Annotated in this window: 13 protein-coding genes, 1 tRNA gene and 1 other annotated feature (1 of these 15 running past the window's edge); of the genes, 3 read left to right on the forward strand and 11 right to left on the reverse strand. The window is 47.4% G+C overall.

Features of this window, described 5'->3' with window-relative positions:
* Positions 1-161 (reverse strand) — a sequence feature (ribosomal protein L10 leader region) (it extends 2 nt beyond the left edge of the window).
* Positions 162-227: 66 nt separating this feature from the next.
* From rplA to rplS, 6 genes are all read right to left on the reverse strand, one after another.
* Entirely contained in the window at positions 228-944 is a 717-nt protein-coding gene (rplA, locus tag H6F73_RS08735) for a 50S ribosomal protein L1 (protein WP_190758425.1), read from the reverse strand.
* A gap of 118 nt (positions 945-1,062) precedes the next feature.
* Positions 1,063-1,488, reverse strand: a complete 426-nt coding sequence (gene rplK / locus H6F73_RS08740; RefSeq protein ID WP_190758426.1) for a 50S ribosomal protein L11 — start codon at positions 1,486-1,488, stop codon at positions 1,063-1,065.
* Between the two features lie 7 nt (positions 1,489-1,495).
* Complete coding sequence (nusG, locus tag H6F73_RS08745; RefSeq protein ID WP_147683316.1) at positions 1,496-2,134, reverse strand: transcription termination/antitermination protein NusG; 639 nt, start codon at positions 2,132-2,134, stop codon at positions 1,496-1,498.
* Positions 2,131-2,358, reverse strand: coding sequence for a preprotein translocase subunit SecE (gene secE, locus H6F73_RS08750; RefSeq protein WP_147683314.1), 228 nt, complete (start codon positions 2,356-2,358; stop codon positions 2,131-2,133). The genes nusG and secE overlap by 4 nt, the downstream gene beginning before the upstream one ends.
* Before the next feature lie 539 nt (positions 2,359-2,897).
* Positions 2,898-2,970: transfer RNA gene (locus H6F73_RS08755), tRNA-Trp, on the reverse strand.
* A 93-nt stretch (positions 2,971-3,063) separates the two neighbouring features.
* A complete protein-coding gene (gene rplS / locus H6F73_RS08760; RefSeq protein WP_190758486.1) occupies positions 3,064-3,426 on the reverse strand; it encodes a 50S ribosomal protein L19 in 363 nt (120 codons plus the stop codon).
* 263 nt (positions 3,427-3,689) lie between these two features.
* Here rplS and H6F73_RS08765 point away from each other — a divergent pair, with 263 nt between their 5' ends.
* Entirely contained in the window at positions 3,690-5,003 is a 1,314-nt protein-coding gene (locus H6F73_RS08765) for an inorganic phosphate transporter (RefSeq protein WP_190758427.1), read from the forward strand.
* Here H6F73_RS08765 and H6F73_RS08770 read toward each other — a convergent pair.
* A complete protein-coding gene (locus tag H6F73_RS08770) occupies positions 4,926-5,102 on the reverse strand; it encodes a hypothetical protein (protein WP_190758428.1) in 177 nt (58 codons plus the stop codon). The genes H6F73_RS08765 and H6F73_RS08770 overlap by 78 nt on opposite strands.
* Positions 5,103-5,406: 304 nt before the next feature.
* On the opposite strand from H6F73_RS08770, the gene H6F73_RS08775 reads away from it, so the two are divergent.
* On the forward strand, positions 5,407-7,254 hold the full coding sequence (locus H6F73_RS08775) for a DMT family transporter (RefSeq protein ID WP_190758429.1): 1,848 nt from the start codon (positions 5,407-5,409) through the stop codon (positions 7,252-7,254).
* Between the two features lie 160 nt (positions 7,255-7,414).
* Here the strand turns inward: H6F73_RS08775 and H6F73_RS08780 are convergent, their stop codons facing one another.
* Entirely contained in the window at positions 7,415-8,932 is a 1,518-nt protein-coding gene (locus H6F73_RS08780; protein WP_190758430.1) for a hypothetical protein, read from the reverse strand.
* Positions 8,933-9,223: 291 nt separating this feature from the next.
* Between H6F73_RS08780 and H6F73_RS08785 the strand changes: the two genes are divergently transcribed.
* The gene (locus tag H6F73_RS08785) at positions 9,224-9,808 is read left to right on the forward strand and encodes a 2OG-Fe(II) oxygenase (RefSeq protein ID WP_190758431.1); all 585 of its coding nucleotides are present in this window, start codon (positions 9,224-9,226) and stop codon (positions 9,806-9,808) included.
* 58 nt (positions 9,809-9,866) lie between these two features.
* Here the strand turns inward: H6F73_RS08785 and H6F73_RS08790 are convergent, their stop codons facing one another.
* The 3 genes from H6F73_RS08790 to H6F73_RS08800 form a co-directional block, all read right to left on the reverse strand.
* Positions 9,867-10,673 (reverse strand): TIGR03943 family protein, encoded by an 807-nt coding sequence (locus H6F73_RS08790; protein ID WP_190758432.1) that lies wholly within the window; start codon positions 10,671-10,673, stop codon positions 9,867-9,869.
* Between the two features lie 40 nt (positions 10,674-10,713).
* The gene (locus tag H6F73_RS08795) at positions 10,714-11,751 is read right to left on the reverse strand and encodes a permease (RefSeq protein ID WP_190758433.1); all 1,038 of its coding nucleotides are present in this window, start codon (positions 11,749-11,751) and stop codon (positions 10,714-10,716) included.
* A 410-nt stretch (positions 11,752-12,161) separates the two neighbouring features.
* On the reverse strand, positions 12,162-13,283 hold the full coding sequence (locus tag H6F73_RS08800; RefSeq protein WP_190758434.1) for an EAL domain-containing protein: 1,122 nt from the start codon (positions 13,281-13,283) through the stop codon (positions 12,162-12,164).
* Positions 13,284-13,780 lie beyond the last annotated feature (497 nt).

A 13,780-nucleotide genomic window follows, 5' to 3' on the forward strand; every position in this document is an offset into this window, starting at 1 on the left:
AACCAATCAAAAACCCCGGACATTCTGCCGGGGTTACCCACACTCCTGATGCCATGTTGGTAAAAGCCACAACATTGGCTATTCAGGAGTTTAGGGCGCAAACCTCGGCAGGAAATTAAGCCATTGGCTCCTGCTGTCTCTGGAGATCGCCTATTTAATTCATGCTGAGTTGTCAATTTTGAATTTTGAATTCATTCACAATTCAACATCCAAAATTTAAACTTTTCTTAGGCTGCATCAGTCATTTTTAGGTCGCGCAGGGTGCTGACATCGACTTGAATCGATGGACCCATTGTGGCGGATATATACACAGTGCGCCAATACCGGCCTTTCGCGCCTGTCGGGCGATTACGGTCTATGCACTCTTGCACGGCTTTCAAGTTCAACAGCAGGTCTTCTGGGGTAAAAGAAGCCTTACCGAACAAGATGTGAACAATGCCGGTGCGGTCTGCACGAAACTCCAGTTTACCAGCTTTGAACTCTGCAATTGCGCCGGCAAGATCGAAAGTTACCGTACCACCTTTTGGGGATGGCATCAAACCGCGTGGACCCAATAGCTTACCGAGTTTTGCCACCTGCGGCATCACATCCGGGGTCGCAATCAGTTTATCAAAGTCCATCCGGCCTTTTTGGATTTCGTCAATCAGTTCCTCAGAACCGACAACATCCGCGCCGGCGCTGGAGGCTTCCGTTACTTTTTCCCCCCGCGCAATCACAGCCACCCGAACCGTTTGACCTGTTCCCTTGGGCAGTGCGACTGTTGTCCGTAGCTGTTGGTCTGTATATTTGGGGTCAATGCCTAACCGAATATGAGCTTCCGCAGATTCAGGAAACTTGGCCGTAGCAGTTTCCTTCAACAGCTGGATTGCTTCTGACGGTTCATAAGGCCGATCTTCGACCTTCTTTGTGAGTTCTTGTAATCGACGCGATAGTTTTTTCGCCATTTGTCTCTCCTGGGGTTAATCACGAGGTCTTGCCTCTCCCCCGATAATGGGTAATTAGCGAAACAATACAAGGATGCGCGGGTGCGCCGATTGATTCGCCACCTAAATTGAAAATCGCCTAATCAGCAACCCCAACGCCCATATTGCGAGCGGTTCCTTCTACAATTTTCATTGCAGCTTCAACATCGTTGGCGTTGAGATCCGGCATTTTAGTTTCGGCGATTTCGCGGAGCTGTGCTCGCGTAATCGACCCAACTTTCTTGCGGTTCGGTTCGCCTGAACCGCGTTCGATACCGGCTGCCTTGCGAATAAGCACTGAAGCCGGTGGGGTCTTCAGTATAAAGGTGAAACTGCGGTCTTCATAGACAGAAATTTCTACCGGCACGACCAGACCTGCTTGGTCAGATGTTCTGGCGTTATATTCTTTGCAGAACATCATAATATTAACGCCGTGCTGACCCAGGGCTGGCCCAATCGGAGGAGCCGGATTGGCTTTCCCCGCCGTGATGGCCAACTTAATGACCGCAACAACTTTCTTTGCCATCTATCTATCAGCTCTGTTTCTGAACCTGATTGAACTCCAATTCTACCGGCGTGTCGCGTCCAAAGATCGACAGCAGCACTTTTAGTTTGCTGCGTTCTGGACTCACTTCAATCACCTCGCCTTCAAATTCTTTGAAGGGACCGGAAAGCACCACAACTTTGTCGCCCACTGCCATGTTGATTTTCACAACCGGCAGTTGTTCTTCAGCTTGTTTGAAGATGCGTTGAACTTCCGAGAAGCTTAGCGGCATCGGTTTTACGTGTCCGCGTCCGCGCCCGTAGCGACGTTTTTGCTCTGCCCCGACAAAGTTAATCACATTTGGGGTGTTTTTGACAACCTGCCAGCTGTCATCATCCATCATCATCTTGACGAGCACATAGCCGGGGAAAACTTTTTCTTCTCCATCTGCTCGCGAACCATCCTTGCGGATTTTGATCGCTCGTGCCTGCGGGATTTCAATCTGAAAAATCCGGTCAGCAACATCCAGCGTTTGAATGCGCTGTTCCAGGTTAGCCTTCACCCGCTTTTCACAGCCAGATGCGACTTGAACGGCATACCAACGTGCCTCTTTTTCCGAGGTTGCAGTTGATTCTGTCGTTTCTTCCTGTTGCGTTGAATAACCCGATTCGTCTGATGCAAAACTCATCTAAACACCTGTGTAGCTGCCCAATTAAACAAGTTATCCACCAGGTAGATGAAAGTTGCCGCAAGAGTTACCATCAAAAGAACGGCAAGCGATTCACTAATCAATTGCTGCCTGGAGGGCCAAACGACTTTTCCCAGTTCCTCTTTTGTTTCTTCAAAAAAGGTTCTCAGATTAAACCCTGTGGGGGGATTTTGCTGTACTTCTGCTTCGTTTTTCTTGGCCATCTCATTGCGGCAATGCAGCCTTCGTTCCACCTATTCGGCTTGTACTCAGGGAAATTGCCGCCCTCCGTTAATGGTTGATCGCTTGGTTTTTAACTGCCTTAAGGCCAGGAACCTAGAAACCTGTTTTTTTTTGTAAAAGCTCGCCCCTGCCTAAGAAAAGTCTAGTTAACTTGACTCAGGTTTCGGTTTTTTACTTCACTGAGTACAAATGAGTGTTTTACAGTCCTTGTTTAACGCCGGCTAGCGCCAACTCTTGGATGCTAGTTTCTTGTCACCTTGTACTCTGTGAGCCGGCAGGAGTTACTTTTTGAATTATATCGCAACGCTTGATCGCGACTATCTTCTCTTTGCCTGTATTCTCAGGTATGGCGATCGGCTGTTGATCCGAGTTTCACCCACCTGCGGCCTTGAGAGACGGATGCCTTTCCTCTTGTTTGAACCCCCCTCACAATAAGGCTACCCGAAAGCTTACTCGTCTGATCGCTAACTTAACAGCTCTCAAGACACTTTCGGGCAGAACTTTTATGAGAATCGTTCAGCGCGCCCTGGAGGACTTGAACCCCCGACATCAGGTTTTGGAGACCTGCGTTCTACCAACTGAACTAAGAGCGCACGGGTTGAGTTTGAGCTTGGCATTTACCCTTCGCGTTTTTTATTTTAACGCATTCCGGCATTAATTGCCAGACTGCCAAGCTTAAATTGAAACTAAAAAGGCCGATCAAAGCGTTGCTTGAGTCGGGTTGCCTTACCAACGCGATCACGCAGGTAATACAGTTTAGCACGACGTACCTTACCGCGACGCAAAATTTGTATGCTCTCAATTCTGGGGGAATGGAGAAGAAACACACGCTCAACGCCAACACCTTGGAAGACTTTCCGCACCGTGATGGTTTCGCTGATGCCTCCGTTCCGTCTGGCAATCACGGTTCCTTCATAGGGCTGAACCCGTTCTTTTCCGCCTTCTCTGATTTTTACGCCAACTTTGACGGTATCGCCAACGTTAATGTTTGGCAGATTCGATTTTAAATGCTCTGATTCTATCGAGCGGATAATCGCTTCAGCGTTCATATCGCTTAAAAAACTCACAATTTCTTATATTACATCGAGCGCGAGCAAGAAGTCTAGAAGATTTCTGAAATATTTCAGAAGCGTTAATGGCCCGGTAGGACGCTCCAGATACAAGAGCTGGAAAATTGGCCGGCAAAAGGGACTTCAGAAAGACTTATTAGATACAATCCTTTGGATTGATCAAAATCAAGGCCAACAAATGAAACCGTATCATATTTAGAGAGTTCATTCCTTAATCCCCAATCTGAACCCCTAAAATCGATATGGCTGTTTTGCTACCACTGCTCGCCTTTTATGTTGCCTGGAACCTAGGGGCAAACGATGTAGCCAACTCGATGGGAACCTCTGTGGGGTCAAAAGCACTGACCCTGCGGCAAGCGCTCGTTGTTGCCGGCATCCTAGAATTCACCGGCGCTGTGTTATTTGGCCAAAGCGTCTCCAGCACCATCGCCACTCAAATTGTTGATCCTGCTGTATTTGCCGCCCAACCAACCGTCCTACTCACCGGCATGGTTTCAGTGATGATAGCCTGCGGGTTGTGGGTGCAAGTCGCAACCAGTCGGGGCTGGCCGGTTTCCTCCTCCCATGCGGTGGTTGGCGCAATTGCCGGCTTCACTTGGGTAGCAGCCGGTGTGGGCGCGGTTAACTGGTCAGATATTGGCACAATTTCCCTCACCTGGATCGCAACACCCTTCGTGAGTGGCATCATCGCCGCCGGCTTCTACAGCGCCGTCAAACGATGGATTCTCGATGGCAGTGAGCCGATGCACCAGCTACGTGAATGGATTCCCTGGCTTAGTTCAGCACTGCTGGGTGTATTTGGGGTAATTGTACTGCCCACCCTCAGCGCCCCTGTGCACGCTTGGCTCGTCAACCGTTTCGGTTTAAATATTCCCGCCCATGATTTGCCTTTGGCGATCGGTGCCGGTGCGGCAGTTTGCCTGACATTAATGAGTTGGGCACAGTTAGACAAGGCAAAAGCAAAAACCGGAGAAACTTTAAACTCGCCGCCGGCTACTGAACTTCCCCTTGCCTCATCGAGTTCAGCACTCACCGTCGAACGACAATTGGCACGGTTTCAAATCTTAAGCGCTTGCTTCGTTGCCTTCGCCCACGGATCGAATGATGTGGGTAATGCTGTAGCACCCTTAGCGGCAATCGCTTACATTCGCAACACCGGCTCAGTTCCCGCAGCCGGTTTTACCGTCCCTCTGTGGATTTTAGTGCTGGGGGGTGCCGGCATCGTTGCCGGTTTAGCGGTTTTGGGGAAAAAAGTAATTACCACAGTCGGGGAAGATATCATTCCCCTACAGCCAAGTGGCGGTTTCTGCGCGGAATTAGCCACAGCCACCACAGTTTTAATCGCCTCCAGATTAGGACTGCCGGTTTCGACTTCTCACGCTCTAGTTGGCGGAGTTATAGGAATTGGGCTTGTCCAAAGCTTGTTCAAAACCGGCTCTCAAACTCCGATTCGCTTCCAAACTCTTCAGGGAATTTTCTTAGCCTGGGTAATTACCGTGCCAATTGCCGCCGGCTTGAGTGCCGGCATTTTTGCCCTTGCGCGTCAGCTCCTGTAGATAGCCATCGCTGGAGAAAACCCAAACACAGTTCGCACTTGCCGGCACCTCAACTTCAGGCGCTTGGCGAGTGCCGGTGGAGATAGCCTTTGATCCCACAAAATGCTCTTAAGGCGAGCGCCTCAACCGCCCGATGCAATTGTATGGATTTTGAAGCAGTACAAGGGTGCCAGACCTGCTACGGTAACACAATTGCCAAACTTATGTTCCATCTTTTACAAAGTTGGGCAAAATGATTCCCGCAACCTGTAAAAATGAGGTCTGAGAGAGAAAAACACATTTCTTTAAGGCGTACTGAGTCCAAACTCGGACTTGATTTGCCAAAATACATAGCAACATTGATAAAACTGATTCAGTTCCAACTTAAAACCTTTGACGGCAATAGACTAGAGGTTAAACACTGATGGGGCCACTGGACAACCGACCGGAAAACTTTGCAGCAGGCGATCCTAGGGCAGTAGAAACCGCTCTGAGGGCAGTGACTCAGGAGCTGAAACATCTACAGCAAGATTTAATTCTCCAGGTAGCGCAGGATATCACGCGGCTGCTGGGGGAAAAATCACGCCTGAATGAAGATATCGACAAGCTGCGAATTCAACAGCAGCAGTTGCGTTTGCAGCAAATTGAAGGCATATCCCAGCAAAACAACGCTCAGCAACAACAGCTAGCTCAGCAACTTGCCGAAATTGTAGCCAGCCAACTGCAAGAACGCCTGACAACTCGGCTTGACCAGATGGCTGATACCCTTCGCCTCTCGTTGAGCGATGCCTCAATCAAAGCACAAAGCTTGGACACGTCTGCTTCTCGTAATCAGCGCAAGGGTAGTGGAGTCTTGCTGGCATCGATGGACGGCACGCTGATGGAGAATTATCAGGCGGTGCAAGCGGAGATCGACAACAATCAAAGTGCCCTGAGCGAACAGCTCAACCGCTTGAATAGCTTGCAGCAGCAAGGAGAGGTGATTTTGGAGGCACTGGTCAATCGTTTGATTGAACAGCTCCAAAATGAAGCGAGTCCGCTGCACACAACGGCTCACCTCACACAAGAAGACATCCAGCGTCTTTTGCAAGGCGCGATGCCGGCTCAGTTGGGCCAACTGCAAGGTTCTAATAGCACCGGCGTGCTGGATAGGCTGGGGGAAAGAACGCCGCCCATTGCACCAGTTCCGCCAGTGTCAGAGGCACCTGTTGCTCAACCGGCAGCCGCAACGACTCCGCCGGCAAAACCCGCTTCTTTGGTTCAGGTGGGTTTGGTGCTAGCGCTGATCTCTTCGATGGTGCTGTCGTTATTTAATGTTTGCCTGAAGATTATTCTCAAGAGTTCGGCATTTCCGACTCGGAGAATCCTTGGGCTTTTCGATCTGCCGGGAGTAATCACCCCTGGATTTGGAAATTCGCTATTGATTCTGTTGCTGCGAACAATTGTTGTGATCGCTGTGATGCCGATTTTGGCAACGTTCCTCTATCCGCAGGTGTGGCAAGACATGAAACGTTTTGTCTCGTCTGGAGATAGTTCTCAGTGGGCAAAAGTTATCGGCAGTGGTTTCTTTTTGTTTCTCTCTCAAGTCCTGATTTATATTGCCATCGGAAATATTCCCACCGGCATTGCGATCACGATTTTCTTTATTTACCCAATTGTGACGGTATTCGCTTCTTGGGCGCTGTTTGGTGATCGGCCCACGATTATTCGTATTTTGGCCATGTGCGTAATTACTGGCGGGGGTGTCTTGGCGCTGCCTAGTGTTACAGCCGGTGCCGCTGGAAATCTTCAGCTTGGTGTTGGTGCCGCAGTGGGTGCTGGTATCACCTTTGCCGGCTACGTTTTAATGGCGCAGTTGGGACAGAAAAAGCTGCACCCCATTCCTTTTACGCTGGTAGGATTCCTCTCGATTTTGATCTTTTGTAGTGTCAGTTTGCTAGTGCCTTTACCAAGCAATTTGGCAGTGCAGGTTGATTCAAGTTTGTGGCCCCAGTTAGTGGTGAGTGGAATTGTTTTAGGGTTGTTTACCCTCGCTAGTTACCTGTTAAATAATTTTGCGATCCGTTATGCCGGTGCGGCGTTAGCTTCAATTATTGGCACAAGCGGGCCGGCGTTGACGGCTTTGTTTGGCTTTTTGCTGATTCAGGAAACTTTGCAAAGCAAGCAAATTGGGGGCATGGTTTTGGTAACGTTGGGTGTGGCTGCCATGAGTGTTGAGCGAATGCTCGGTCAGAAAAAGCCAGCCGTTCAGCCGGCTACCGCAACGAAATAAGGGACAAAGGATCGAGGTTTTTAAAAGAGCAGGATGAAGTTATTTGTTTTAACTTCATCCTGTTTTTTTTTTAGCAGCGTGCGGTTTATTAGTGTTTCTGCCAAGGTTGATTTTTTTAACCGCAGATAAAGTTAACCGTTAGAGGCGCTTGGGAACGAGATTAAGGCAACCATCGAGGACGCAACCCGGCAAAAGGTAGTTGTTCGGGTTGTATTTTGCTGTCAGCATCTTCTGACAAAGGCATCACCGGCAGCAACCACAGGTTACTGGTTGTAATGGTTTCACCGGCATCTGTACGGGGGGAGATTCCTAAAGTTTGGTTTTGTCGATCAATGACAATTTGATCAAACAAAATTGCCAATCCATCTGTTGCTACACTTATTTGCACATCTCGCTGTTTCGGTAGCAATACTAGCGGTGTCTGCTTCCCTGTTTCCAGGTCGATTGCTGCGATATAAGGTTCTTCTCGGTATTCCTTGGTATTTGTTACCAACTGCGTCAGTAGACAGTAAAGGGTTTGCTTTAGTGGATCAAATTGAGCGCTGATAATTGAGCCGGTTGTCCGCAGCAGTTCTTTCTGAACCCCTTGGTTTGTTACTAAAAATAGCGAGCGGGTGTAATCCTGATTAAATTGCACCATTGCTGCTGCTGAACCATCTTGAGAAAAGCTGAGTAATCTGCCAAATTTAGGCAAAAAATCAAGCGGTTTTATCTGAGATTTCCCTTCCGGTTGCAGTGGTAAAATTGCGATCCCTTGTCCTTGGGCAATTGCCAAAGAATTTCCATCTGGATGAATCACAAACTCGCCTCCCGGTTGGCTTTCCAGACGTCTAGCTTCTGCCGGCGGCTGAATAACCCATAACCCAAAATCGCTGCCTGGATTGCGCCGGCTCACGCGCTGAACTACAACGGTTTTTCCATCGGGCGACAAATCAAATTTAAGATTTTGGTAATTTTTGCTATCTAAAACTCGGTCAATTTTTCCAGGGGGTTCAGAACTTGAAGAAGATTCTCCAGGTGAATTTGGATGAATGCCGGTTGTGACGGTGTAAAGCTGGGCATCAAACGCGTTTTGCTGAGTTTTTGAGCGTTCTTGAGCAGAAAATAAAATGCGATCACCGGCTGGATAGGGCTTAAAGTCCATCACCATTAAATCGGGCGGGGTGAGGGCAATTGCTTGCTGCTGCTGGGAAAGATTGACTAATATTAATTTCCCGGCTTCTGTGCCGGTGACACCGAGATAGACAAACGCCCGATCTCGGCTGCTAAACTTACCTGTAAACGGCTGAATTTGCGCTCCTTTGCCGGTATTACGGCTGTAGCGTTCCTGCGCCCCCTGTAGCAGCAGTTCATAGGAATTACCATAAGGAGCCGGTCTTTCCAGCGTATAAGCCATTCTTCTTCCAGCCCAGCTTATTTTACCTTCCAGAGGCGGCTCAATTCGCAGGTTCTTTTCCACACTGGCGCGATCCATTGGGCGCGTGAAGGTAACGATAAAAGATTTCTCTTCCGCCCCAACTTGTTTACCCTGCCAGCTAAAATCCCGCACACGAGGCACAGTCCGATCTCCCTGCCACAACAACAACCCGATTAGCACACTCAGCACTAGCATCAGGATAATAGCTACCCGGTCAATCGGTTGGAGAAATGATTTAGACTTTACATCTGAGCTTGACATCTGCTTAAGGGCTTATCACTTTTTAGATTGAGCGGATCGGAGTTAGGCAGGTTTTTGATCGGGCACAATTTGGGCGCTGCGATTAATTTTAAGATTTGCTAACCGGCTGTTGAGTTTGGTTCAGGATTCGGTTGCTTATTTTCTTTGCTCTTATAAATTTTACCACTCACTCCTTCATCTAAAATTTTAATTTGATTATTCAGTGAGTTGCCAATTGCTTAACGGCTATCTTATTATAGATTTTATAATCAATTTTCTCCTTTAAAGTTAAAATTTCTGATTTTAAATCCAATGGTCGCTCCATCTTTAACAGAATTAGGTGCTGAAATTTTTATCGTCGAGGGATTGCTCGATCCATCTCTGTGCGCTCATTTGATTCAGGTTGCAGAATTAGCTCAATTTAGCCCAGCGGGAATTGAACTGGAAACGGTTGATCCGCAAATTCGCAGTAATGACTTGTTGCGGCTAGAAAATAACTCACTTTTGGACTCTACAAATTGGCTGTTACTGGATCAGGTTGCTGTGATTCAAAAATTGCTGTATCAGCACTATGGTATCCAATTTCCCGATGCAGAAACTTGTTCGATTCTTCGCTATAAAGAGGGACAATTTTACAAACGCCATGTGGATAATTTGCTATTAAGCAGCCGACTAGAGGAAGCCGGCAAGGGAATTCCGATTCGAGATATTAGCGTAATTGGCTATTTGAATGAAGATTTTGAAGGTGGAGAGACGTTTTTTGACCGGCAAAACATCAAAGTTCAACCCAAACTCGGAAATGTTCTGGTTTTTCCCGCTTATTACACCCACCCTCATCAATCGCTGCCGGTGCTGAAAGGACAAAAATATTCTTTCACCACTTGGCTGTTTCATTAGCAAACTTTTATTTGTCATTTATTCTTGAATTACACAAATGACAAATAATAGATGCTCACTAATAATCGTAAGGATTTTTGGGTTTCGGTATCTTTTTCAGGGCTGTTGCTTCGATAGTAAGCTGGCGCTTATCTTGGAGATTTTCAGTAATCATTTGACCTTCAATTTCTAACCAAGTGTCAGGCGGATAAGCAGTGCGGCTTTGAGGTAACTTCACCGGCAACCCAACTGGATAAGCATCCGCAGCGCAGCAGGTGAGGATAAAACGCGCGATCGTGAAGTATTGATCGGGCAAGTTTGGGGGATGAATGACAAATCCTTGAACCTTAACTTTTTGGCCGGTATAAGCATCGGGTTCTGGATAAACATTCAAGGTTCGCACCCAGTCTATCAGTGTTCTATCCTCCGGGTTGCTAGCAGGACGAAATGATTGAGGCTGCGCCCTGGTTGTTGTTAAAGACTCTGTAATGCCGCGATCAAGTGCCGTTTGACTGGCAAATACTTGAGGTGTGATGAGTAAACCCAAGATTGCCGATAGCAGTAATAACCCACTACCTAAACCGGGGGGAAACAAACTAAGATGAGCGACGGTCGGCAACTGAGGCGCGGCATTTTTTTTACGTTTAAATAATTGCCCGATAAGTTCCAATGCCTTGAAACCACTGATTCCTAAAAACGCAAACCCTGCAACGATTACTAGCCAAAAATAATCTGGATGAATCAGCAAATAGAGTTTGCCGGTGAGCCAGTATTTCAGCATCATTACGCCCCAAGCTGCAATTGCCAAAATATCCAGCCAAGGCAGGAATATATTTTGAAATTTGTTGAACGCTGAATCGCGTTTTAACTTTTCAGTTGCACTCATAATTCTCAGTTTTGATCAGCTCATCGTCGCTTGCTTACGGCTAACTAAAATGTAAATTGACAAGCAAGGTCAGCAGAAAAGTTAATTGGCCGGCGAGAACGAATAAATAAATGACAGCTTTTTTCTTGAAAAGCAACAACATTAGACCGATGCCTTTGAGGTCGATCATTGGCCCAAATACCAAGAAGGCTAGCAATGATCCACTCGTAAAGGTTGAGGCAAAAGAAAGGGCAAAAAATGAGTCTACTGTTGAGCAAATTGACACGACAGCGGCAAGCACTAGCATGGCCAGAATCGAAGTAACCGGCCCTTGCCCTAAACTGAGGATGAGTTCGCGAGGCGCGGCGACTTGAATGATTGCGGCGATGGCGCTTCCGATGACTAATACCGCGCCTAATTCCCGCAGTTCTTGCACTGTATTTTCTAACAGCAGTCGCAGTTGGTATGGCAGGGGTTTCTTTGCGGTTGCGGTGGCAGCTAAGGAGGCTTGCAAAACTACGGGGTCCATCCGCACCGGCATTCCCGGATCACCGAGCAAAAATGTCCCAGACTGCAACAGAGGGGATGTTAATTCAGATCCACCTATGGCTGAGGGTTGCGGTTTGGGTGGGTTATAGCGAGGCATGGCGCGGGCAAGTGCCGGCTGCAACAACGGACGTAAATCAGCTTGGGCGCTGAATACACAGCCAATTGTGGTGGCAATGAGTAAGCTAAACAGCACGCGCAGCACGACAATTTCCGGCTGATCTCGAAAGGCGATCCAAGTTGACCACAGTACGATCGGGTTAACGGTGGGGGCTGCTAGTAAAAACCCAACCGCTACAGGTGCCGGCACGCCTTGCATCAGTAACCGCCGCGCCACCGGCACGTTGCCGCACTCGCACACGGGAAACAAAAAGCCGATTGAACTGCCGACTAAAGCCCCTAGCAGCGGGTTACGAGGCATGGCTTTAATCAGTTTGCCTTCATCAATAAATAGCAGCAGCAAGCCTGAGAACAATACCCCCAACAGCAGGAAGGGCATTGCCTCTACTAATAAACTTAAGAACAGGGTAAACGCCTGATTGAGTTGATTCATGCAGGTTGGAGTGAGGAGCGTTACGTTTTTTATGCTGTGCTAAGCCATTTCATCATTAAAGCTTGCTTGCAGCAAATCCGCTACAACGCCCAATTCCTTAAAAATGCTGGACTCAGCACAGAAGGGCGCAGTTTTGGGTTTAGCAAAGCTGCTATGCGAGTGAATCGCTGAGTTGGAATGGCTTATGCACTTTGGGGGCAGACAAACAACAGATGAACTGCTGTGTCGGGTAAACTGACCTGACACGGCCCATTAATCTGAAACTAGCTGCCCAACTCACACCACCTGGGATTTGCAAAGCATAAATCATCCTATCAGGACAATCGTCACGGGTCACACTTTTTTTTAATAATCACCGGCAAGTGAGTTGAATGTATCAGTTTTGGAGTGACTAGGGTTTGAGGCGCTGTTTATGCCGGCACTGACATCGATTCCCTGTTTAAGTAAGGCGTGGTTGTTAGCGGCGGTGAGGTCGGTTTGGCAATTAAATAACCCTGCACAAAGGTTGCCCCTCGCTCGCGCACCCAATTCAGTTCCTCTAAAGATTCAATGCCTTCGGCGATTGTTCTAATCTCCAACTGCTGGGCAATTTCCAGTAGCTTTTCAGTAATCAGTGCTTTATAAGGATCTTGATGTACATTGCGAATCAACTGCATATCCAACTTAATAAAGTCTGGACGTAATTGGTGAATTAAATTTAAGTTAGAATACCCGCTGCCAAAATCATCGAGTGCGATTAGAAATCCAGCGTCTTGGTAAAACTTTAAAATTTTGACGAGGTGACGAATATCTGGGGGTTGCTCTGATTCTGCTACTTCAAATACAACATTATTATGAGGAATTCCCGCTTCATCAATAGCCCGCACAGTCATGCGTAAACAGGTCGTGGGGTCGTAAACAGAAGTGGGCGAGAAGTTGATAAATACTAGCTCCTTAATGCCGTGTCGGCTGGCTTCGCGAATCGCACTTGTTCTGGCTAAAGCATCGAGTTGAAATACAAGGCCGGCCTTTTCCGCTTGGCCAAAAATGCGCCCCGGTGCAATTAAGTTTCCCCCATCATCCAAACCTCGCAGCAATGCCTCGTGAGCGAAAATTTGGGAAGTATCTGCGCTATAAACTATCGGCTGAAAATGACTGGTAATCCGCTCTGTGGCTAGCAAATCTAACAACCACTCTGATTCGTTGAGGCTGTTAAAGTTCTCCAGGGACATCATCCGCGAGAAATCCCCCAACTGCGGCTCTTGAAGCTCAGGCATCAACAGGACTTGTGTCTCTTTTAACTCCTTACTTGTGAGCTTGGTTGTTAGCAAGTTTTTGTAGCATTCAATATTATTCTTGTCAAGAATAATATTTAAGCATTTGCCTTCTTCTATCACCTGATAAGCGAGCTGAGCTTTGTATAAAGCTGACGTTACCTTATGATGAGTGTGTCCTATCGGAAACCAGAGATATAGGCTTCCACTGTCTTCAATTTTTTCTGGTAGCGTTTCACAACGCTTGCAGCGTCCTACACCTTGGCTACTTGCATCCATAAATATTTTCCTATCCTGGTTTGACGTGGCTATAATAGCGTTTAGCGCCCTAAATTCTGAAGCTAGGGGAATAGTAGGGCTTGAGCGAGCTTAAGTTTAGGAAAGCCTATATCTGAGCAACTGCTTAGAGATTAGCTTTAAACGATTATAATACAGATATTTGAGTAAGTCAGCTATCCTTAGTTGTATATTTTGACACAGTTACAGGGGAACTTCACCGGCTAAAAAGAGTCAGAATCAAAAAAATCAGGCGAGATAGCAGCTGCAGGTTACAACAGACGAATTGATCATTCATGCGTCTTATTGACCCAGGGCACAAAAGACAATAAACCTAGAGATAGATGTGCCGGCAGCACCATCTGGTTTAATGAAAAATAAGCATTCCCCAGTTTAAGCAATCTTCAGATTTTTTCCATTAAAGCCTAGGAATCGAGGTCTAAGGTAAGCTAGACTGTAAAATAAATTAACGAGCCTCGTGTGATTGGAGTTGTTTGTAA

Source organism: Microcoleus sp. FACHB-68 (assembly GCF_014695715.1).
GTDB lineage: Bacteria > Cyanobacteriota > Cyanobacteriia > Cyanobacteriales > Oscillatoriaceae > FACHB-68.